The 21,179-nt window shown below is 67.7% G+C and carries 20 protein-coding genes and 2 pseudogenes; 6 read left to right on the forward strand and 16 right to left on the reverse strand.

The genetic code is table 11. The annotated features are described in order from the left end of the window. Nucleotides 1-6: 6 nt before the first annotated feature. From pqqB to ACTXG6_RS03470, 6 genes are all read right to left on the reverse strand, one after another. Nucleotides 7-897, reverse strand: coding sequence for a pyrroloquinoline quinone biosynthesis protein PqqB (pqqB, locus tag ACTXG6_RS03445; protein WP_445186309.1), 891 nt, complete (start codon nucleotides 895-897; stop codon nucleotides 7-9). A gap of 77 nt (nucleotides 898-974) precedes the next feature. After that, nucleotides 975-1,070 (reverse strand): pyrroloquinoline quinone precursor peptide PqqA, encoded by a 96-nt coding sequence (pqqA, locus tag ACTXG6_RS03450; RefSeq protein WP_445186310.1) that lies wholly within the window; start codon nucleotides 1,068-1,070, stop codon nucleotides 975-977. 43 nt (nucleotides 1,071-1,113) lie between these two features. Further along, the gene (locus ACTXG6_RS03455) at nucleotides 1,114-2,805 is read right to left on the reverse strand and encodes a PQQ-dependent dehydrogenase, methanol/ethanol family (RefSeq protein ID WP_445186311.1); all 1,692 of its coding nucleotides are present in this window, start codon (nucleotides 2,803-2,805) and stop codon (nucleotides 1,114-1,116) included. Between the two features lie 13 nt (nucleotides 2,806-2,818). Then, nucleotides 2,819-3,280 carry an MSMEG_3727 family PQQ-associated protein gene (locus ACTXG6_RS03460; protein ID WP_445186312.1) on the reverse strand — a complete coding sequence of 154 codons (462 nt, stop codon included), beginning with the start codon at nucleotides 3,278-3,280 and terminating at the stop codon, nucleotides 2,819-2,821. Between the two features lie 304 nt (nucleotides 3,281-3,584). Then, entirely contained in the window at nucleotides 3,585-5,885 is a 2,301-nt protein-coding gene (gene katG, locus ACTXG6_RS03465) for a catalase/peroxidase HPI (protein WP_445186313.1), read from the reverse strand. A 37-nt stretch (nucleotides 5,886-5,922) separates the two neighbouring features. After that, nucleotides 5,923-7,317: a LytTR family transcriptional regulator DNA-binding domain-containing protein gene (locus tag ACTXG6_RS03470; protein ID WP_445186314.1), complete on the reverse strand. Its 1,395-nt coding sequence runs from the start codon at nucleotides 7,315-7,317 to the stop codon at nucleotides 5,923-5,925. A gap of 310 nt (nucleotides 7,318-7,627) precedes the next feature. On the opposite strand from ACTXG6_RS03470, the gene ACTXG6_RS03475 reads away from it, so the two are divergent. Then, nucleotides 7,628-8,419 carry a class I SAM-dependent methyltransferase gene (locus tag ACTXG6_RS03475; RefSeq protein ID WP_445186315.1) on the forward strand — a complete coding sequence of 264 codons (792 nt, stop codon included), beginning with the start codon at nucleotides 7,628-7,630 and terminating at the stop codon, nucleotides 8,417-8,419. Between the two features lie 170 nt (nucleotides 8,420-8,589). On the opposite strand, the gene ACTXG6_RS03480 is transcribed toward ACTXG6_RS03475, so the two are convergent. From ACTXG6_RS03480 to ACTXG6_RS03490, 3 genes are read right to left on the reverse strand one after another with little or no spacing between them, the layout of a single operon-like run. After that, on the reverse strand, nucleotides 8,590-9,471 hold the full coding sequence (locus tag ACTXG6_RS03480) for an alpha/beta fold hydrolase (RefSeq protein ID WP_445186316.1): 882 nt from the start codon (nucleotides 9,469-9,471) through the stop codon (nucleotides 8,590-8,592). Nucleotides 9,472-9,513: 42 nt separating this feature from the next. Next, nucleotides 9,514-10,779: a TMEM143 family protein gene (locus tag ACTXG6_RS03485; protein ID WP_445186317.1), complete on the reverse strand. Its 1,266-nt coding sequence runs from the start codon at nucleotides 10,777-10,779 to the stop codon at nucleotides 9,514-9,516. Between the two features lie 53 nt (nucleotides 10,780-10,832). Continuing rightward, nucleotides 10,833-10,988, reverse strand: coding sequence for a hypothetical protein (locus ACTXG6_RS03490; RefSeq protein WP_445186318.1), 156 nt, complete (start codon nucleotides 10,986-10,988; stop codon nucleotides 10,833-10,835). Between the two features lie 101 nt (nucleotides 10,989-11,089). Between ACTXG6_RS03490 and ACTXG6_RS03495 the strand changes: the two are divergent. The 3 genes and pseudogenes from ACTXG6_RS03495 to ACTXG6_RS03505 form a co-directional block, all read left to right on the forward strand. Beyond that, a pseudogene (locus tag ACTXG6_RS03495) lies at nucleotides 11,090-11,368 on the forward strand (methyltransferase domain-containing protein); the annotation flags it as partial. A gap of 562 nt (nucleotides 11,369-11,930) precedes the next feature. After that, on the forward strand, nucleotides 11,931-12,863 hold the full coding sequence (locus ACTXG6_RS03500; RefSeq protein ID WP_445186319.1) for an LLM class flavin-dependent oxidoreductase: 933 nt from the start codon (nucleotides 11,931-11,933) through the stop codon (nucleotides 12,861-12,863). Nucleotides 12,864-13,049: 186 nt separating this feature from the next. Continuing rightward, the gene (locus tag ACTXG6_RS03505; protein WP_445186320.1) at nucleotides 13,050-13,490 is read left to right on the forward strand and encodes a hypothetical protein; all 441 of its coding nucleotides are present in this window, start codon (nucleotides 13,050-13,052) and stop codon (nucleotides 13,488-13,490) included. A 386-nt stretch (nucleotides 13,491-13,876) separates the two neighbouring features. On the opposite strand, the pseudogene ACTXG6_RS03510 reads toward ACTXG6_RS03505, so the two are convergent. From ACTXG6_RS03510 to ACTXG6_RS03520, 3 genes and pseudogenes are all read right to left on the reverse strand, one after another. Further along, nucleotides 13,877-14,631, reverse strand: a pseudogene (locus tag ACTXG6_RS03510) (DUF427 domain-containing protein); the annotation flags it as partial. Next, a complete protein-coding gene (locus ACTXG6_RS03515; protein WP_445186321.1) occupies nucleotides 14,528-15,160 on the reverse strand; it encodes a TetR/AcrR family transcriptional regulator in 633 nt (210 codons plus the stop codon). The pseudogene ACTXG6_RS03510 and the gene ACTXG6_RS03515, both read right to left, overlap by 104 nt. Nucleotides 15,161-15,679: 519 nt before the next feature. Next, a complete protein-coding gene (locus ACTXG6_RS03520; protein WP_445186322.1) occupies nucleotides 15,680-16,417 on the reverse strand; it encodes an SDR family NAD(P)-dependent oxidoreductase in 738 nt (245 codons plus the stop codon). Nucleotides 16,418-17,120: 703 nt separating this feature from the next. Between ACTXG6_RS03520 and ACTXG6_RS03525 the strand changes: the two genes are divergently transcribed. Together ACTXG6_RS03525 and ACTXG6_RS03530 are read left to right on the forward strand one after the other, a co-directional pair. Continuing rightward, the gene (locus ACTXG6_RS03525; protein WP_445186323.1) at nucleotides 17,121-17,372 is read left to right on the forward strand and encodes a YqaE/Pmp3 family membrane protein; all 252 of its coding nucleotides are present in this window, start codon (nucleotides 17,121-17,123) and stop codon (nucleotides 17,370-17,372) included. A 224-nt stretch (nucleotides 17,373-17,596) separates the two neighbouring features. Then, entirely contained in the window at nucleotides 17,597-18,289 is a 693-nt protein-coding gene (locus ACTXG6_RS03530; protein ID WP_445186324.1) for an ATP-binding protein, read from the forward strand. Nucleotides 18,290-18,438: 149 nt separating this feature from the next. Here ACTXG6_RS03530 and ACTXG6_RS03535 read toward each other — a convergent pair whose 3' ends face one another. The 4 genes from ACTXG6_RS03535 to ACTXG6_RS03550 all read right to left on the reverse strand — a co-directional run bounded on the left by ACTXG6_RS03535 (nucleotide 18,439) and on the right by ACTXG6_RS03550 (nucleotide 21,129). Continuing rightward, nucleotides 18,439-18,756 (reverse strand): MerR family transcriptional regulator, encoded by a 318-nt coding sequence (locus ACTXG6_RS03535; RefSeq protein WP_445183159.1) that lies wholly within the window; start codon nucleotides 18,754-18,756, stop codon nucleotides 18,439-18,441. A 131-nt stretch (nucleotides 18,757-18,887) separates the two neighbouring features. Beyond that, on the reverse strand, nucleotides 18,888-19,337 hold the full coding sequence (locus ACTXG6_RS03540) for a hypothetical protein (protein WP_445183158.1): 450 nt from the start codon (nucleotides 19,335-19,337) through the stop codon (nucleotides 18,888-18,890). A gap of 37 nt (nucleotides 19,338-19,374) precedes the next feature. Then, nucleotides 19,375-19,839 carry a DUF6292 family protein gene (locus tag ACTXG6_RS03545; RefSeq protein WP_445183157.1) on the reverse strand — a complete coding sequence of 155 codons (465 nt, stop codon included), beginning with the start codon at nucleotides 19,837-19,839 and terminating at the stop codon, nucleotides 19,375-19,377. Between the two features lie 858 nt (nucleotides 19,840-20,697). Continuing rightward, nucleotides 20,698-21,129 (reverse strand): Hsp20/alpha crystallin family protein, encoded by a 432-nt coding sequence (locus ACTXG6_RS03550; RefSeq protein ID WP_445183156.1) that lies wholly within the window; start codon nucleotides 21,127-21,129, stop codon nucleotides 20,698-20,700. Between the last annotated feature and the right edge of the window lie 50 nt (nucleotides 21,130-21,179).

Consider the following 21,179-nt stretch of genomic DNA (forward strand, 5'->3'; position numbering starts at 1 on the left):
AGCGCACTAGACCTCTACCTCGAGCCCGTCCATGGCCACTTCCATCCCACGGTCCGCCACGGCACGCCGCTCCGGCGTGTCCTCCAGCAGGATCGGATTGGTGTTGTTCATGTGGGTGTAGATCTTTCGCTCGATCGGCAGCGACGAGATCTGTTCGAGGCTGCCGCCGGGGCCTTCGATCGGCTGGTGCCCCATCTCGTGCGACGTCTTGCCGGCCAGCCCGAGCCGGATCAACTCGTCGTCGTGCCAGCACGTCCCGTCGACGAGCAGGCATGCGCAGCCGTCAAGTTGGTCGCGCACCGGGGCGAGATCCTGCACGCCAGGCAGGTACACCGTCACCCGCCCGGTGCGCTCGTCGGTGAGTCGGTACCCCACGACCCGCCCCGGCTCGTCACCGCGCCCGAAGCGCGCGCGCTTGGTCGTGGGGACGTCGAACGCCCGGTAGGACAGCCCGCCGGTGAGGGGTACGTCCGTTCCGGGTACGACCGGCCGCCACTCCACCGGGCAGTAGCGTTCGAGTGTCCTGAGCACCCCTGACCCTCCGCACAGCGTCTCGCGCACGGACGCGGTGGCGTGCAGCACGACGGATCGCCCCTCGCGCAGCAGCAGCAGACCGAGGGTGTGGTCGAGCTCGGCGTCGGTGAGCAGCACCGCCTCCAGCGGGGTCCCCCGGTCGGCGCGCGGATGCAGGGCCGGGAAGGCCTCGATCTGGGTACGGATGTCGGGCGAGGCGTTGAGCAGGAACCATCGGCGGTAGTCGGCGCTCACCGCGACCGACGACTGCGACCGGGGGCGGCAGGGCCGGGACCCGTCGCGGACCGCCCGGCAGGACGGACAGCCGCAGTTCCACTGCGGGAACCCGCCTCCCGCCGCCGAACCCAGCACCCGCAACCACATCCTGACCCTCCCTTTCCGACCCCGAGGCCAGACGTTCGAAAGGACGCCGGACACGGATGCCCGGCGCCCTTCGATCGCTAGTCCTCCAACTGAGCCACGTACATGGTCACCTCAGGCGCGACTGCGATCTCGTCGAACTCGGGCGTCTCCCACACGGCGAGCTGAGACTCCATTGATCCACCTCCTCTCTGCCAGATTCCGGCAGGTTCCGCGGTACTACGGCGTTTCCGGGAGGGCGAAGACGATCAGGGCGCTGCCGTGGCCGGCCCCGAGCATGCCGGGCAGGAACCCCTCGGCCCACCCGCCCCAGCCGACCGGCACGGCGATGTACTGCCGGCCGTCGACGCTGTACGACATCGGGCTGCTGTGGTGGCCGCTGCCGCACTGGAACCGCCACAGCTGCTCCCCGGTGCGGGCATCGAGGGCGTTGAACTCCCCTGAGGGCTCTCCCGCGAACACCAGGTCGCCACCCGTGGCCAGCGTCGACGCGCACATCGGGAGCTTGGCGCGCCAGCGCCACTTCTCCTCGCCTCCGGCGTCGAACGCGCTGACGGACCCGGTCATGTCCTCGAGGTCCACGTTGACGCCAGCGCCCCAGTACGGGATGGACTCCTTGAACTCCCGGCGCCGGCGGGTTGCCGTGGCCCCTACGTCCTGGACCGGGACGTAGAACAGCTCGGTCTTCGGGCTGTAGGACGCGTGGGTCCATTCCTTCGCGCCGGCCGGACCCGGGTAGAAGTGGACCGGCACGCCTTCCTCGTCGGGGTACACCTTGGCGGTCACCTGGCCGTCCCGCGTGATCGCGCCCCAGGTGATGCGGTCCACGAAGGGGGTGATCTGGACCAACTCACCGTTCGTGCGGTCCACGACGAAGAAGTAGCCGTTCTTGTCGAAGTGCCCGAGCAGTTTGCGCCCGTCCGACTCGAACAGGATGCACTCCGAAATGCTGTCGTAATCCCACACGTCGTGCGGGGTGCACTGGTAGTGCCAGCGAATCTGCCCGCTGTCGACGTCCACCGCGACGATGCTGTCGGTGAACAGGTTGTCGCCCTCGCGCACGGCTCCGTCGAAGTCGGGCGCCGGGTTGCCGGTGCCGATGTACAGCAGGTTGGTCTCCGGGTCGAAGGTCCCGGTGAGCCACGGGTTCGCGCCACCCCGTGCCCAGGCCTCGCCGTCGGCGGGCCAGGTCTCGGAGCCGGGCTCCCCGGGCTTCGGCACCATGTAGCTGCGCCACTGGTGCTCACCGCTGTCGATGTCGAACGCGTCCAGGTGGCCGCGCACGCCGAACTCTCCACCGGAGCTTCCGACGATCACCATGTTCTTGACGACCAGCGGGGCGACCGTGGCGCTCTCCCCGGCCCGCACGTCACCGTAGGTCTTGTCCCAGAGCTTCTTGCCGGTGGTGGCGTCGAGCGCGAGCAGGTGGGCGTTGCCGGTGACCATGAAGACCTTGCCCTTGGCCACGGCGACGCCGCGGTTCACGTTCCCGCAGCACAGCGACACGTCGAAGGGCACCGCGTGCTTGTACCGCCAGATTTCCCCACCCGTCGTCGCGTTGAGGGCCCAGAGCCACCCGTCCCAACCGGAGACGAACATGACCCCGCCCACGACGATCGGGGTGGCCTCGAACGCGTAGGTCGACGCGCCCGCGATCATGCCGCTCGTGCCGGCCTGGAACATCCAGACGGGTCCGATGCGCTTGACGTTCTCCGTGTTGATCTGGTCCAGCGGGCTGTACCGCTGGCCGTTGTAGGCACCGTAGTAGGTGAGCCAGTTCTCGGGCTCCGAGCGGGCGTCGAGAATGCGCTCGTAGGTGACGTCGGCGACCACCGGCGGCGCGGTCCCGTGCTTGCCGCTCAGCGTCCCCTGGTCGATGGCCTCGCCCGCGTCTACGTATTCGACGGTCATGTCCTGCTCCTCTCTACGGCCGTGGCTGGTCGGGGCGGTCGAGGCGGGCCTCGGGCGGAACGTCCCCCAGCACGACGATGGCGCCGGTCAGGCCGCGGCCTTCGTCGTTTCCGGTGGGCGAGCTGAACCAGTAATAGCCAGGGCCGTCGAGGTTGAGGGTCGCCCTTCCTCGCGAATGGTTCACCAACCAGATGAATTTCCTGTCGCCATTGCTCGGCAAGAGAGCGCAGTGCGTGTTCAGGTCATCATTGATGAGCTCGAGCTCGATATCACCCCCGTGGGGCACGACGAGAATTGAAGGATCCCAGCTCAACTCATCTGGCCGGATCCGGATTGTCGCCTCCATTCGACCATCGGATCTCTCCGTGGCCTGCCCAATCCTTCCGGTCCCCAGCACCTGACCAATCGATGCCTTATTCTGCGCGTCCAACCCGATCTTACCTAGCAGGTCAGCTCGCTCCTGCGCAGTTGTCATCGGGCCTCACCTCCTCATCCCGAATCCCTGTACGATCTTTATCGAATCGGTCGCGATCGCGGTGGCCCATCGCGGCTGGCTGAACACCAGGGGTGATTACGTCATCATATTTACATGAGACAACATCGCATCGAACTAATTGCATTGTCCGACGCCTGATCGCAAATCTACAATCAAGCAGGACCCTACGCCGGCGAAATCACGCCGACAAGGGTGCGGACTAGCGATGCCGTTCGTACGCCACCAGCTACCGTTCGTACCCGGTACGCCACCAGCTGAGCGCCGGGCACAAGATCAGGCAGGGTCAGGTCAAGTCGTACCGGTCGAGGTTCATGACCTTGTCCCATGCGGCGACGAAGTCACGCACGAACTTCTCTTTCGCGTCGTCGCTCGCGTAGACCTCCGCGAGCGCCCGCAGCTCGGAGTTCGAGCCGAAGACGAGGTCGACGCGGCTGCCGGTCCACCTGATCTCGCCGGTGGCGCGGTCGCGGCCCTCGAAGGTCGCCGGGATCGACCCCGACCCGGCCCGCGCCGACCACTGCGTGCCCATGTCGAGCAGGTTGACGAAGAAGTCGTTGGTCAGCGATCCGGGCGTCGAGGTGAGGACGCCCAGTGGGGACCGTGCGGTGTTGGCGCCCAGTACGCGCAGGCCGCCGACGAGGACGGTCATCTCGGGTGCGCTGAGGGTGAGCAGGTTCGCGCGGTCGATGAGCAGGTACTCCGACGGGAGTCGGTTGCCCTTGCCCCGGTAGTTGCGGAACCCGTCCGCGGTCGGCTCGAGTGCGACGAAGGACTCGATGTCGGTCTGCTCCTGCGAGGCGTCGGTACGCCCCGGGGTGAATGGGACAGCCACGTCGTGGCCGGCGTTCTTGGCGGCCTGCTCGACCGCGGCGCACCCGCCGAGCACGATGAGGTCGGCGAGGGAGATCTGCTTGCCGCCGGTCTGGGAGGCGTTGAAGGACTGCTGGATGCCTTCCAGGGTGCGCAGCACCTGCGCCAGCGTGTCGGGGTCGTTGACCTCCCAGTTCCGCTGCGGCTCGAGGCGGATCCGGGCCCCGTTCGCGCCGCCACGCTTGTCGCTGCCGCGGAACGTCGAGGCCGACGCCCACGCGGTGGAAACGAGCTGCGCGACCGACAGCCCGGAGGCGAGGACCTGGGCCTTGAGACCGGCGATCTCCTCGGCGCCGACCAGTTCGTGGTCGAGCACCGGGACCGGGTCCTGCCAGATCAGCGCCTCCGACGGGACCAGCGGCCCTAGATAGCGCTGGATCGGGCCCATGTCGAGATGCGTCAGCTTGAACCAGGCCCGGGCGAACGCGTCCGCCAGTTGGTCCGGGTTCTCCAGGAAGCGCCGCGAGATCGGCTCGTAGATCGGGTCGAACCGCAGCGCGAGGTCCGTCGTCAGAATCGTCGGGGCGTGTGTCTTCGACGGGTCGTGGGCGTCCGGCACGGTGCCGGCCCCGGCACCGTCCCTCGGAATCCACTGCCACAGTCCGGCGGGGCTCAGTTCCAGGTCCCACTCGTAGCCGAAGAGGGTCTCGAAGAAGCTGTTGTCCCACGTGGTCGGGGTGGGGGTCCACATTCCCTCGAGCCCGCTGGAGATGGTGTCCGTGCCCTTCCCGGTGCCGTAACTGTTCCTCCAGCCCAGTCCCTGCTCCTGGAGGGTGGCGCCCTCGGGTTCGGGGCCGAGGTGCTTTTCCGGGTCGGCCGCGCCGTGGGTCTTGCCGAACGTGTGCCCGCCCGCGATCAGCGCGACGGTCTCCTCGTCGTTCATCGCCATGCGCCGGAACGTCTCGCGGATGTCGCGGGCCGAGGTGAACGGGTCCGGGACGGTGTTCGGGCCCTCCGGGTTGACGTAGATGAGGCCCATCTGGTCAGCGGCCAGGGGGTTCTCCAGGTCCCGGACGCCGCGGTGGCGCTCGTCGCCGAGCCAGGCGCGCTCGGGACCCCAGTAGACGTCCTCGTCGGACTCCCAGACGTCCGCCCGGCCACCGGCGAAGCCGAAGGTCGTGAAGCCCATCGACTCCAGGGCGCGGTTACCCGCGAAGATCATCAGATCGGCCCACGAAATTTTTCGGCCGTGCTTCTCCTTCACCGGCCAGAGCAGCCGCCGCGCCTTGTCGAGGTTGCGGTTGTCCGGCCAGCTGTTCAGCGGCGCGAAGCGCTGCATGCCGGCGCCGGCGCCGCCACGGCCGTCGTGGATGCGGTACGTGCCGGCGCAGTGCCACACCATCCGAATCACGAGCGGCCCGTAGTGACCGAAGTCGGCCGGCCACCACTCCCTCGACGTCGTGAGCACCTCGTCGACGTCCCTGGCCAGCGCGTCGAGGTCGACGGTGTTGAACGCGGCGGCGTAGTCGAAGTCCTCACCCATCGGGTCGGCCACAGCGGAGTGCTTCCGGAGCACCTTCAGGTTGAGCTGGTTGGGCCACCAGTCACGGTTGCCCGCGCCCCCGGTCGGGTGGCCGCGGTGGGCGGCCGGGCTCCCAGCGGCGGCGGCCCGGAGGATCTCGCTGTACGGGGCGGTGTGCGGCCGGACGCCGAGCGCACCCGCACCCGGGTCTCGGTTGTTCTTCTGAGCAGCGGCGTCAGGGCTGTCAGACACGGAACTCCTTCCGGGGGACGAGGTTGTACTCAGGAACTCAGATGTCCAGCGCCCGGCGCACGGCTGGCGCGTTCCGCCGGGAAACCGGCACCATCTTGTTCGTCTGGTCATCCATGACCAGGAACAGCTCGCCCTTGAGCCCGCGCTCGATCTCCCGGATGCGGCTGAGATTGACCACATACTGGCGGTGCACCCGCAGGAAACCGGCATCCGCCAGCTCGCTGTCGAGCTTGTCCAGGCCCTGAGAAGCGGCTCGCAATCGCCCCTGATCGGTGGACAGCCAGGCGTCGTTGCCCTCCGATTCAGCGTAGGAAACCTCCGACAGCCGCAGCAGCACCATCCGGTTGTCGCGCATCGCGACCAGTCGGCGCGGCTGCGCCCGAGGGTGCGCGGACGCCTCCGCGTGGGGCAACTGCTCCCCATCGGAGGTACCGAACGAGACCAGGTTCCCGATCAGGTGTCCGGACAGGAAGACGGGTCGGATGGTGATCGGCGTCGGCTCGTCGGCGAGGTGGGTGAAGATCTGCGTCGAGCCGACCCAGTCAGGATGGTGGGCTGCCTGCTTACTGGCATACCGGGCGGCTCCGATCAGTTCCGGCAGCCCGGGGTTCCAGCGCAGCGTGGGGTCGACCGCCGGGGTCGAGGCAGGGACGCCCATGAGCACGCTTGCCGTGTCGTCGGCGATCACCACCTTGCCCGCGGTGTCCACGGCGGCCAGTGCCGCGCTGGAGTGAGCTCTGGCCTGGGTGTATGCGGCGACCAACTCGGCGCCGCTGTCCCGGGCGCGCCTTCTCAGCGTGCACTGGGTCTTGGTGACCGCATTCGCCAGCCAGCTTCCCGCGGACGCGGGAAGCTCGCTGCGCCAGCACGAGATGTTCAGCACCGCGATCGGCTCCCTGGTCACCACATCACGTACCGCGACGCCGGCGCAGACCCAGTTGTGGAACGCCTGGCACCAGTGCTCCGCGCCCCTGATCAGCACCGGACCGTGTGCCTCGAGCGCCGTGCCCATGCCGTTCGTGCCGGTCGCGCACTCGGACCAGCAGAACCAGGGCGCCAGATTGGCGGCGGTGGCTATGGCAAGTGTGGCCGGGTCGCCCCACTCGCCCAGGATCCGCCCAGTGGCATCGGTGACGGTGACTATGCCACTGAGGCTGCCAACCTCATGTGCGATGGAGGCGGCCCGAAAACCCAGCTCAGCGAATACGACATCGTGTTCGGGCGTGTGGTCGACCTCCACGACGGCCACCGGCGCCTCGGTGAGGTGCGGGTCGACCCGGTACTGCTCCCGGCAGCGGTGCCAGGAGATCGCCACTTCGGGCCGCACCCCCCGGACGTGATCCTCGCCTTGTACGAACCGTTCCCATGCCGCGTGCACCGTGCCCTTGGCTGGGCCCCCGGAAGTCGGCTCGAGTCGGTGTACATCCCTCATGGTGGAGACCGCCTTTGGTCTGTCACCCACGCCGGACGGCAGCGCCCGGTCCGCGCTGGTGACCACTCGCCACGGCCAGCCCTACAGCGGACCGGAGCCGCGTCGCACGCATTGCTTCCTCACCTTAGGCACGCCCCGTGGTCCAAGCCCAGGCTATGTTGCCGTGCGGTTACCCGTTTTCGGGTGAATCTGAAACCTTGATCTTGCGATTGCGCGCAGCACGTGGGGCGCCCGAGGCAGGCGTTGCGGCCGTGGCTCGCGCAGAGCGATCCCCTTGCGAGGGCTGATGGGTGATGGAGACGATCATCGGGTGGCACCTGGGGAGGAGTACCTGCTCGACAACCGGCAGGCGCAGACGGGTCAGCGGTTCGATGCGCTGGCGGAGCTGTTCAACCCGTCGACATTCCGCCATCTGGAGGCACTCGGGCTCGGCTCGGGCTGGCGGGTATGGGAGGTGGGTGCCGGCGGATCGTCCGTGCCGTCCTGGCTGGCCGGGCGGGTGGGACCGGACGGTCGAGTGCTCGCCACCGACATCGACACTGCCTGGCTGGAGTCCGCCCCGGGCTACGAGGTCAGACGTCACGACGTCGGGGTCGACCCGCCGCCGGAGGGACCGTTCGATCTTGTGCACGCCCGCTTGCTGCTGGTGCACGTCCCGCACCGCGATCGGGCGCTGGCGGCGATGGCCTCGGCGTTGGGTGCCGGTGGTTGGCTGGTGGTGGAGGAGGCAGACCCCGCGCTACAACCGCTGGTCTGCCCGGACGAGACCGGCCCCGCTCAGCAACTCGCGAACCGGCTGAAGGACGGATTTCGTCAGTTGTTGGCGCAGCGCGAGGTCGACCTGGGCTACGGACGGACGCTGCCGCGGCGCTTGCGGGCCGAGGGGCTGGTCGACGTCATGGCGGACGCGTACTTCCCGATGACCGGAAGCGCCGGCAATGAACTGGAGCGGGCAACCGTCGAGCAGATCCGAGACCGGCTCGTCGGCGGCGGCATCGCAACGGTGCGCGAAATCGACGAGCACCTGGCCAACGTCCGCGCCGGGAAACTCGACCTCGCCACCTCCCCGATGATCACCGCCTGGGGCCGCAGACCGCGTTGAACGCGCAGTACGTCAATCTAGCTTGCCGAGCGCAACTCCACCGGTATGGCGACCGTGGGGTTGCGGCGCGTAGCCATCGGCCCTCCTGTGCGTCGGCACCATCCCGGGCAGAATCGAACACTAGGTTCGCGGCGGCGGGCGTGAGCAATGTGGTGTTGCCGGCACCCGGGTTACACCCGGTGTAACAGCAGCACTGCCTCGATGAATGCGGTGGGGTTCTCCTGTGGAAGATCGTGACCGGCGTCGACGAGACGATGGGCGACCAGCCGCGTGAAGTGGTCCTCGTGCTCGCCGGGCGCGGGCGGCGGCCCGAGCCCGTCGTGCGCGGAGTCGAGCACGACCGTGGGCACGGCGATGACCGGCTGCTGGGCGATGCGTTCCTCGGTCGCTTCGTAGGCCGGATCGCCGGCCACCAGCGCGTAGCGATGGCGGTAGCTGTGCACGACGACGTCGACGAAGTCGGGGTTGTCGAACGACGCCGCGGTGGCCGTGAACTGCTCGTCGGTGAACGACCAGCGCGGTGACCACTGCCGCCACAGCAACCGGGTGAACTCGGCGCGGTACTGCCGCAGGCCCCGGAGTCCTCGCTCGCCGTGCAGGTAGTACTGGTACCAGTAGGCGCTCTCGCGTTCCGGCGGTGCCGGGGTGCTCGCGTGCGGGATGTCCTGGACGTTGTAGCCGTCGACCGTCACCAGCCCGGACACCGAGTCCGGCCACAGTGCCGCCACGAGGCAGGCTGCTCGCCCGCCCCAGTCGAAGCCGCCGACGACCGGCCGGTGCAGCCCCAGTGCGTCGATCAACTCGTGCAGGTCGTGCGCGAGCGCTGCCTGCTGACCGGACCGCATCGTCTCGGCGTCGGCGAAGCGCGTCGGGCCGTAGCCGCGCAAGTACGGCACCACCACGTCCGCGCCGGCCTCGGCGAGCGGTCCCGCCACCTCGTCATAACACCGAGGGTCGTAGGGAAAGCCGTGCAGCAGCACGACCGGCCAACCTTGCGGGTCGCCGTACCGTTCGTAGGCGACGTCGAGAACCCCAGCGCGCACCACGGCCACGAGCCCAGTCTCGCAAGCGCCCTCCACCGTCGCGGCAGTGCCTCAGGCCTTGGCCGCCCTCGGCTGCGCGTTGTAGGTGAACAGGTTGTCCCAGGTCTCGTCCAGGCGGCGCTTGGCCTCATCCAGCGTCACCGCGCTCAGCCGCCCCTGCTCGTCCTCTTCGACCAGTTCCAGTCGGCGCAACTTGCCCACGCCGTCGTCGACCTCGAAGTCGAAGGTGGCATCCCACTTGTCGGCGAACCAGCCCTCTATCCGCCCGTCCAGCTCCTCGGCGGTCAGCGGCCGCTCGGCGTTGCGCAGGAAGTGGTAGGCCAGTATGGCCTCTTTGACTTCCTCCTCCTCGGCGGCATCCAGCAGGTGGTGGAACACGCCCGCGTCGTTGTCGAGGTTGCGGAAGTAGAGGTTCTCGGACAGCGATTTCATGAACTGGATCTTGCGGTTCTTGAACGTGCTGAACTGACGCACCAGGTAGCCGCCGAATGCCGCCAGGCCGGCCACGATCGCGAGCAGCTTGCCGTGATCGAGCTGGACGGGCTCCCGGTGTACCCCGAGCCAGAACCCCAGCAGCAACAACAGCGGGAGCAGCGCCGCGATGAGCTTGGTGACCACGATGATGATCCCGGAGATGACCGCGGGAACGCCGATCAGGAGCTTGTCGATGCCGCGCATCCGTACCCGGGCATTGGGGAACAGCATCTCGAGGTCGGCGCGCGGCACGTCCTGGAACAGCTTGATGATCGTCGATGCCGGCTTGAACAGCAGGTCGTCGACCTTCTTGCCGTTTGCTTCGAAGTGGGCCGCGTCCTTGAACTTCACGTAGACGAGGACCTTCGCGTAGTTGGTGAACTCGATCGTCCGCCGCCGCAGCCCGAAGAGGTGTTTCACCTCTTCCTGGCTGGTGTGCTCACCGCGACGGTAGAACAGGACCTGCTCGAAGTCGTCGAAGTCGGCTTCGAGGCGAACCTTCACCAACGATTCCTCGTCGAACGCGCGGTTGAGGTCGTCGGTGCTGATGCGTTCGAAGTTCGCGGCCTCGGCCAGCTCGGAGAGCTCGTCGACCAGTCGCTGCTGCGCCTGGTGGCGCTCGTCCGCGCTCAGCTCGCCGATCGTGCGCGTGTCGGCGTCCGGGTTGAACGGGTAGTAGGAGTCCTTGAGGGCTTCGAGCCTGCCGCGGAACTCATGGTGCAACAGGCTGGCCAGCAACTCGGCGAAGCCTTCGAACGACTCCCTCTCCTCGGCGGGTACCTCGTCCGCGCACATCGTGACGATGTTCGTCTTGCGGAACGGGATGAATCGCTCACCGGTCACTGCGGGCCTTTCTGCACAGCGCGTACGCACGCCGGAGCCGATGCGGGTTGCGATTACAGCAGGTGCCGGGCGGGTTCGCCGGACGGGGCACCTTCTAGTGGCTCGCTCGGGCGTTGCGCGGTTTCCGGGACGGTCACCACGAGCAGGGCCAGTGCGAGCACGGCGATGCCGGTCAGGGTGAGCATCGCGGTGTGGTAGCCGCCGACCACGATGATCGCGCCGGCGAGGGTGGTGGAGAGTGCCCGTCGACGACGTCCGCCCGGTGCTGGACGCGATCGCCCACTGCCTGACCCCTGCCGGCCGGTTCGTGATGACCGTGGTGCACCCGGTCATCACCGCCCACGACAACAGGCCCGACGGCCCCCGCACCAGCTGGACAGTCGATCACTACTTCGACCCTGGACCAGCGGCCAGAGCCCGACACAACCTTGCTGACTACCGCGGCGTGACGATCATCGAGGAGCCCTTCGAGACCTGGCAGCCAGACAGCGATCATCACTTCGAGCTGGTCTTCGCCGCGACGGCCTGGCACTGGATCGACCCGACAGTGCGCTACCAACGAGCCTGGCGGGCGTTGCGGCCAGGTGGGCATCTGGCGTTCTGGAAGGCCGACCACGTCTTCCCTGCTGGCGGTGATCCCTTCTTCGTTGACATCCACAATGTGGGAGATCAGCTACACCGCCCAGCAGTATCTGTGGCTGCTCGACACCTTCCCCGGTCACATCGCCATGCCGATCGCCAAACGCGACCATCTGTACTCAGAGATCACTCGGCGGCTCGCGCAACGATGCGACGGCCGCCTCCACCGAGGCTGGGGCGCCGTTCTCCATCTCGCCCGGAGAACTTGACCGGATGTCGCCTGTTGCGATCCGGTGACCAGTCGCACGCCGGTTGCCGACCTGGGCAGCAGGCTGTGGCCCCCGGCCGGGCCGCTCAGCGGAATGCGAGTAGTGGTTCCTGGCCATCGCGCGGGGCGCGGCCGGGTGCCGCCACGGCCTGGCGGGCGGCTTCGGCGCGTCGTGCGGTGGCCATCGTAGCGGGCGCCGGGCTCCTCCATGCGGCCGAACCGGCCGGCGCAATCGCACGTTCCGCCGATATTCGCTGGTCAGGACCGCGCGTACGGTGGCACGCCCGGAAGCGATCGGAGCACCATGATCAGCAGCGAGCGGTTGGGCCTGTCCGTGATCCCCGGTGCGGGGTGGAGCGCCGAGGACATCCGGTCGGTGGCCCGGGAAGCCGAGGAGGCGGGCTTCGACGCCATCCTCACCGCGGAGGTCAACAACGACGCGATGGCCACCGCGCAGTTGATGGGCTCGGCGACCGAGCGGATCCAGGTGGGCACCTGGATCGCCAACGTCTACCTGCGGCACTCCTACACCTGCGCCCAGGGGGCCGCGCTGATCGGCGAAGCCACCGGGGGGCGGTTCCTGCTCGGGCTCGGAGTGAGCCATCAGCCGGTCAACACCGCGCTCGGGATCACCATGGAGCGGCCGCTAGGGGTGCTGCGCCGGTACGTGGGCGAGGTGCGGAACTGGCTGGACGGCCAGGGACCGGCCACACACCTGCCGCAGCGTCCGGCGGCCCGGTCGGTACCTATCTACGTCGCCGCGGTGGGGAAGGCGGCGATGGAGCAGGCAGCCGAGATCGCCGACGGCGCGATGCCGATCTTCTGGTCGCCTGCCCGGGTCGCGCAGAGCAAGGAGTGGATCTCCGACGGGCGGGCTCGGTCGACTGGGCTCAGCCCCTTGGACCTCACCCTGGGCCTGCCCACGTTCCTCGGCGACGACCTTCACCAGTGCCGCGACATGGCGCGGCAGAACCTGGCGCTGTACACCGGGTTCCCCTTCTTCCAGCGCATGTGGCGGGAGAGCGGGTTCGTGACGGAAGCCGACCGGATGGCGGCCGGGGCCGGCCCGGTCTCGTTCAGCGACGCGATGCTGGACGCGTTCTGTCTGCTCGGACCGGTGGAGCGCTGCCGTGAGCGACTCGCCGAGTACCGGTCGGTCGGCGTGGACCTGCCGATCCTCGGACCGCCGGTTGGCCCTGACCCAGCCCGCGCGCTGATCAAGGCGTTCGCGGCCTGACCCGGGCATCCTGGGCCGGCTGGACCTCGATGAGCCGGAGGCTGGGGTCGGCGCGGGTTCACCCACCTGGGCACCGCGACAGGAAGTCGCCGGTCAGGTGGAGCCGGCGCACCGACACCAGCATCGTCACCGCCAAACTGCAGGTGCGATGCGCGGGGCGGCGGCCGGGCAGGCTAGCTTGCTCGTGTGAGTCTCCTCGATGATGTGGTCGAGCGCGACCGCGGGCGGTGCTGGGTGTGCGACGAACCGGTCGACCCCGACATGTCGGTCAACGACCCGCGGGGGCCCAGCGTCGACAGCCGGACCGCCGACCGGAAGGCCAAGGTTGCCGAGCGGCTCGCGCACCGCGGGTGCAACACGCGCAAGGGCGCGGTCAAGGTGGTCATCGCCTGGCCGGACCACCTGTACGTGGTCGAACCCGCGCCGCTGATCACCGTTGCCGGGAGGCTGGAGCGCAAGGGGGGCCGCGAGATGGTGGCCCGTTGTCCGACCAAGCAGGACGCCCAAGAGGCGGCGGATTGGCTGGTCGACCGGTTCTCCCGACTGGTACCAGGGCTGCCGGTGACCGCCGACATCGAGGCGGGCGGCGGCCAGTTCCTCGTCATCCTGGCCACCGGCCGCCGCTGACGGCGGATCACCAGGCGCACACGTCCTTCGCCCGGATCAGCCGGCGCCATAGCCCGGTTGTCCGCTGTCTGGGCCGGCTGAAATGTTGCCCGGGATGAGCATGAGGACTGCTGTAGATGCCTCGCTACGGCCCGGTGTGGCTGGAGATCGCGGCCGAGCAGTACGCCCAACTGCCCTAGGCGGTGCGCGCTGGTCGATGTGGACTGGAGCAGATGCTGGAGAACCCGAACCAGCAACCAGTCTCGGCGTACGACGAGCGCACTGACCAATGGACCACCGTCTATGGCGGTTAGGATTGAACGTTTACGCGGTCGTCGGCGAGCCTGGTCAACCTGCTGTCCGAAAACGATCGGATACGGCACATCCCGGGATGGGCCGACCTCGCGCAGCGGGTAGTCGTAGGCCCAGGCGATGTCCGCATGCACAGCATCGCCGATTCTGGCGCTCCAGTACCCCGATGTGACCCCCTTGTACGGGCAGACACTCTCGGCTTTACTCGGCTCCAGGTGCGAAAGTCGACATCGGTGCGGTCTATGTAGTAGCGGGTGGGCAGGCCTGTTTCGAACAGCATGATTGAGCTGTGCGTATCGGCCAACACAACGCCATCAAGCTCGACCTTGACATGGCGATGAGAGCGCAGCGTGTCAACACGCACGTATGGGTTGCGCGGATGAAGGATAATCGGTTCATCTTCCTCGAACCAGTCGAGCGCGTCCCATTCGAACCGCATGTAATTCGTGACCGGACCTGCATCGTAAAGGCGGCCAACGGACTTCAATGTGCGTTTAGACGACTTCAACGAGCAAAGGCGAGAGGAACCAAACTGCAACTTCTGGACGTGATCCTCGTCCTCCAGGAACTTCATGCGAACGTCGGACACTGGAATATAATAATGCGGATAGTATTGGATCTCCCAGACGTAGCGGGCTCCGATCGTGTCGATCGCAAGGGTGAGCCGCGAACCGGGCGGAGCTGGGCACAGCCGGTTCGAATTGCTGATGGTTACCGCCTGCGTCGGACTCGCCTTGGTTTGCTGGTCAGGGCTTGATGGCGGCGTCGAGTAGTGCTTCGGCAGCGGCGCGGGCGGCGATGACGATCGAGGGGTCGTGGTCCATACGGCCGCTGAGCGCGACGGCGTCATAGACCAGGTGTAGTTGTTGGCCGAGCTGGGTGGGGTTCTTCGCGCCGGCTTGCTGGGCGAGGTCGGTGAACATGGTGCGGACCCAGACGCGGAATTCGTCGGCGGCTTGGTCGATGAGGCTGCCATGGGCTTCGGTCGTGGCGTTGACGATGGCACAGCCGTTGAAGTCCGGTTCGGCGACAAGTTGAGCCTGGGAATCGAAGACGGCCAGGAGGCGCTCTCGCGGGTCGTCGTGCTGGTTGATCGCGTCGGTGAGTCGTTCGCTGGTGCCGTCGTGCCGTGATCGCAGATAAGCCTGGACGAGGTCTTCCTTGCTTCTGAAAGAGTTGTAGAGGGAGGCTTTGGCCACCCCGGCACGCTCGATGATCCGGTCGATCCCGACGGTTTGCACACCTTCGGCGTAGAACAACTCGTTGGCCGCGGCCAGCAGGCGCTCACGGGCGGTGCGGCGTCCATGCGGTGGGCTTTGCTGCTCGCCGCCTTCGCGGGTGGCGTCCAGTACGGACTTGTGCGTGGTTTCGGTGGCCATCAGCTCAACCTCTTTCGTACAGACCTGTCTACCTTACCGCGCCTTCCACCCCGATGCCGCTAAGGGCCAGCGCCGAGCATGTCCTGTCACTGAGTCCCGTGAGATCGTCCCTCGCTTTCCGAGGTGCGGGTAGATCCTGGACAAGTTCGCGGGAATCTCGATTCCGGACAACCCAGCACCTGCCCCAGAAGCTAGCGAGCGTTGCCACGTCGCGTGCGATGTCCGTCAGTCCGGTAGCGCATCCACGCGCGCGCGATCAGGCGGGCGATGACCAGCGTTGGATCGGTCGCGAGGACGGCTCCGTGCATCACGGGGATCGGGGGCAGCGGGCCAAGATCAGGCGTGAGCGCGGCGATCGGCTCCTGGCCCGGGTGGACGTCCCGCCGCCGCCCGCGACGTCGAGCCGACGTGGCTGCCCGGCCGTTGCCCGTCGTAGTCATGATCTACTCCCCTTCAGCTCAGAGTCGTCCTTGGTCGCCGGGGTGCGTGGCGGCGCAGAGATCCTCATGCGGACTCTGGTCAGATGGCGGTGCGGCCGCCGTCGACCGGGATGACCGCGCCGGTGATGTAGCTGGCCTTGGGCGAGGCCAGGAACGCGATCACCTCGCCGATTTCCTCGGCCCGCGCGGCGCGGCCCAGCAGCGTGGTGTCGCCCAGCTGCTTGATCAGTTCGGGGTCCGCGCCGGTGTAGACCGGGCCGGGAGCAACCGTGTTCACCAGTACCCCGGCCGGGCTGTACTCGGCCGCCCACGCACGGCTCATCGCGGTGAGCGCGGCCTTGGTCGCCCCGTACGCGGCGCCGCCGGCCAGCCCGACCCGTCCGGCCATGCTGTCCAGACTGATGATGCTGCCCCTACCGCGTTTGACCATGCCCGGCGCGAGCGCAGCCACCAGCTGGTAGGCGGCGCGCACGTTGCTGGCGAACAAGGCGTCGAACGTCGCCGTGTCCAGCTCCGCGCTCGGACCGAACCAGGAGAACCCTGCGTTGTTCACCAGCACGTCCACCTCACCAGCCGCGCTGGCCAGGCGAGCGACATCCTCAGGATCACTCACATCCGCGCCCAGGAATCGGGCACGACCACCGGCCGCCTCGATCTCGCGCACCGTCGCCGCGCCCCGTGTCGCGTCACGCCCGTGCACCAGCACCAGGAACCCCTCGCCGGCCAGCGCGAGTGCGGCCGCCTTCCCGATCCCCGACGTCGCACCGGTCACCAGCGCGACCCGCGGGTGGATGCCCAGGTCTGCACCTTCACTCATGGCCACTCCTCAAGTTGGCTGAGTAGACTTGTCTACTCAGTTGAATGAAGAATAGCCAGACAGACCTGTTCAGTCAAGCTCCTTTGGGGTGGGTCGGAGACCTCGGTCGGCCCCGCCGGCCTGATGGCGCGAACGATGCCAGCGCGGAGGGCTCGCCCTGACGTGCCTCGAGCTCGGTTCGCACCCTTGGTCGGACGCCCTGCCATCAGGCGGTACTAGCGAACTCGCGTCACATGGGACGTCACATCAGAGAGAATGACGATCACAGTTCCGGCGACATCGATGCTCAGAGTTGGAGCCGGTGGTCGGGGTCGAACCGACGACCTATCGCTTACAAGGCGGTTCGTCCATGTAGACCAAGGCCACTACCAGCAACGACAGTCTCGGTGTTGACCTCTGAAGACGACCAGAACCCTCCGCGCCACCACGTGTCCAAGACGCGAGCACAACGGGCGGAAGTTCGTCCACCGCCACGATCCCAGCCAGGGAACCAGTCGGCGCGTGACCAACTCGAGCGCATGACCGAGGACCACTGACCTGGCCTTCCTGTGGAGCCGCCTCGGGGAGTCGAACCCCGGACCTACGCATCACGAGGGGCACGTGCCACCACGACCACGGGCAACATGGAAGCGGATTCCACGCTGGATTCCATGCCGCGACCAGCACGCTGATCTCCCGCAGGGGACGAAACGGTGCAGCACGGATGATCTCCCGCAAGCCCCAGGGACACCCCGCGCGTTGCGGCTATCCGGTCGGCTGCGCCAGAGTGACCGTCGTGAAGCTAGTTGAGATCATCATCGCGTTCCTCCTGCCTCCCTTGGCTGTCGGCCTCAAGAAGGGGTTGAACCGTCAGGTGCTCATCGCCCTGCTGCTGTGGCTTCTTGGCCACATCCCCGGGGTCATATACGCGCTGTGGGTGATCAGCCAACCCGACGAGCAGCCGGTCATTCGCTAAGTAGGTCGACCGAACCGACAGTTCCTCGGGAGAGTGTTTCGGCGTGGCTGGTCAAGGAAACAAAACCGCCGGTCGATGAGCCCCAGTTGCGGCGCGTACATCGAAGCCCACGGGGGTACGGCTGCGCAGGGAGCACGTGTCTGGTGGTTGAGTCTGGGGGGATCGTTGTGATCGGGGATGCTTACGGCCTTACCCACCACGTCCATGAGGGGCATGGGGGTGTCGTGCTGCAGCCGCGCGGCGAGCTTGACCAGGACGGCGCCGCGCGGCTCGGTCGGGCGCTGTACGCACTGTTGATGGACCGGGGCCGGGTCGTGCTCGACGTGTCGGGCCTGACAACGAGTCAGGTAGCCACCCTTGCGACGCTACCGAGCGTGCTGGCCCGGGCCGGCGGTTGGCCGCTGGCCCGGCTGGTTCTGCTGGGCGCGGATCCCACGCTGACCGAGGCTTTGCGACTGGCCGGAATCGACCGGGCCCTGTCTCTGGCGTCCGACTGGGACGCGGCCACGGTTCTGCTCCGATCACGGCCGCAACGCCTCGCCCGCGAGAACCCGATGCCCGCCGCCCTGGAGGCCCACACTTTGGCGAGAGCGGCCATCCGCGAGGTCTGCCGAGAGTGGGACCTCGATGCTGTGTCGGTAGAAGCCGACATGATCGCCATGGAGCTCGTGGCCAATGCTGTCGACCATGCGGCCACCGAAAGTATCCTCACCTGCACCCTCGCCGACGGCGAACTCCGGATTGCGGTACGCGATCGAGCCCCGGCCAGCGACACAGGACTTCAACGGATCACCGGTCCAGCCGGCGATCGACGAGGCCTGCACCTGGTCGCCAGTGTCGCCCACTCCTGGGGCTGCATTCGACATCACAACGGCAAAACGGTGTGGGCAGTCCTCAAGAGCCCACCGCAGACCTAAACAGCCCAGTCTGTTTTACCGTCTCGTTCGGCTGACGTGGCCCAACGCGATCACTGACTCAAGCTGACCGGCGGTAAAGGTGCGACCGCTAACTGCTCATCTCAATCGGAACGCTGCGGGGGGCAGCACCGACTTAGGGATGAGTGTGATTAGCGTCTGCGTGCGTCACCAGCTGCGGTTTCCAGTTCGGTGATGCGTCTGCGTGCGTCGGCGAGTTCGTCTTCGAGTTGGGCGATGCGGTGGGCGGCGTCGAGGGTGAGGCCTTCGTCGAATAGGGCCCGCATGCGGGCGGCGAGTTCGAGTTGGCGGCGGGAGTAGCGTCGGTGACCGCCGCTCGAGCGTGCGGGGGTGATGACGTTGCCGACGTCGAGGCTGCGTAGGAATGCGGGTTGGACGTCGAGTAGTTCGGCGGCCTGGCCCATGGTGACCGCCGGGTAGTCCTCGTCGTCGAGCCGGTTCAGACCCATCGGCGCCCACCTCCGCTCCCCGTCGCCTTTATTCTATAGCAGGTACTCCAGTTTCTTTGATCTGTGCAGTGCATACCTGGGCTGGTCGTTGGCTGTCCGGCAGGGCGCCTGCCCGGGGGTGGTCGGGCCGGTTAGAGGTAGTCGGGGTCGTAGTGGTGTCCGGGGTCGGTGCCGCGGAACGGGGTGAATTGGAACCGCACTGTGGTACTGGCAACGGTGTTCGGCGCAGCTCGTGCAGGTTCGGTCTTGGCCGCGGCGCTGGGCGGGGGTTCGAGGTCGCTGAGGGTGGTGGTGATCGTGCCGGCGGCGTTGACGGCGTCGAGTTGGGCCAGGAGCCGGGTGAGGTGTTCGGGGGCGTCGAGGGGTTCGTGGCTGGTTTGGATCAGGGTGCGGTGTAGCGGGCTGGTGACCCAGGTGTCGGGCTGTCCACTGCCGCTGCTCAACGGTAGGACGACGTTGAGCAGCCAGTGGGAGGGTTTGCCGGTGATGGCGGGGGTGCGGCGGGCGTGCACGCCGACGATCTGATCGGCGCGGATCAATCCGTCACCCAGGGTCTGTAGCCAGACGCTGTTCAAGCCCATGACCGCCGGTGGCCTTTCTCCCTCGGTGCGGCTTGTCTCAGGCAACCGCGTGGGTGGTTGAGAGCGCGGGCGCCGAGGGTCGGGGGCGGTCAGGGTGGGTGGTGTGGTGGGCCAGGGCGTCCAGGACCGGGCGCAGCGGTTGGCTGCGCAACCGGAACGAGGCTGGGTAGGGCATGCCGGCGTTGTCTTCGTCCAACAGCACGGCGGCCAGGAACTGGGCCACCGCATCGGGGGACGGGGCAAGGTCGAGATGCAAATAGCGTGTCAGGCCGGGCACGGTGTCCCATCCGGGATATGTGACTGACCACCCGGTGTCTTCCGCCCAGGCCAGCTCGACCTGATCGGGCACCTGGGACGCGCCGCCCTCGAGAGCGGGGTCGGGCCCGCGACCCACGCCCAGGCGCATCTCGAGGTCAGGGCCGGGGGCGCGTTGGATGGCGCGCACGGCGAAGCCCAGGGCGCGTACCGCGACCGACACCGCGTCGGCATAGTCGCTCAGCAACCGCGCGACGGTTTCGCAACGCTCTCGGCGGCGGTGACCGGGCCGCGGCGGGTAGTGGCGGCCCTGAGGCGACCGGGTCAACTCACCCATCACCATGACCTTTCGATCTCACGCGTCGTGACGCGACCGTGCTGAACACCCTCGATAGCGACGAGGGGCGGCGGGAATGACCCGGCCGGGCAGGCCAGCTGTCGGCGGCCGGCCCGGCCGGGATCGTGCAGACACACGCTGATTGTGTTGTTCGGGCTGGTTAACTCCTGGTGGCCGTGCCCTGGGTTCAGATCGCTCAGTCAGGGAGCGTGAGGACCTGGGCCGGTCCCGCCGTAGCTACGCCACAGCGGCGCGGTGCGCGGTGCCTCACACCGAGCGGCATCGGCGTGTGGGGTTCGCGCGGGGAACATTCACAGGTGCGGGACGAGCTGCCAGGGCTGCCGGCCGGTTTCGTCATACCTATCCCATCACCATCCTTTCGTCCTGTGCACCATCACCGCCCGCGCGCGAGCGCGCGCAAGCCAGGCTTGTGCCTCGTGCCCGGAGGGGATCGCTCCCGACGCGGCGGGTCCGCCGGATCAGCCCAGACCAGGTCCCGCCCTCGCGGTGGGCGGGGGCGAGGCAGGAGGGGCTGTGCCCGCCGGTGCCGCCGCTGGGTCAGCGTCGCGGTCCGGGGCCGGCGGCGGTATGGCCGGGGTTGCTCCCGCTCGGGCCAGTTGGCCGCCACGATCGCGGCGAACTGCTGCTCGACCCAGTCCGGGTCGAGAAACTCGTCCTGGGATTCCGGTCGCGGGTTGTGTGCTGTTGTCGAGTACACCGTGATCACCTCACCGGCACAGACGACGAACGCGGAACTGAGGCGGGGAGTTAGGCGTCGATGGCGGTGGCTCCGGAGCCACCCCCGATTTCGATCTTGCGGGGCTTGGCCTTCTCCATCACCGGGACGCGCAACGTCAACACCCCGGCGTCGTAAGAGGCCTCGATGCGATCGGTGTCGAGGGTGTCGCCGAGGAACAACTGGCGGCTGAACACCCCGCGCGGGCGCTCGGCGACCTGGTAGTCCACACCCTCGCCGATCGGGGGTTTGCGCTCGGCGTGCACCGTGAGCACGTTGCGCTCCACATCCAGATCAATGCTCGAGGGGTCCACCCCGGGGATGTCGAAGTGCACCACATACCGCTCGCCGTCGCGGTAGGCGTCCATCGGCATCACCGCCGGACGCGTCGAGGTGCCGTTCGTGCCGAAGAACTGCTGAGACAACCGATCCAGCTCACGGAACGGGTCAGTACGCATCAGCATCGCTACTTCTCCTCCTCATCACTGGCTCTGCGACGCCTTCGGTGTCCGCG

This window comes from Pseudonocardia sp. Cha107L01 (assembly GCF_052566575.1).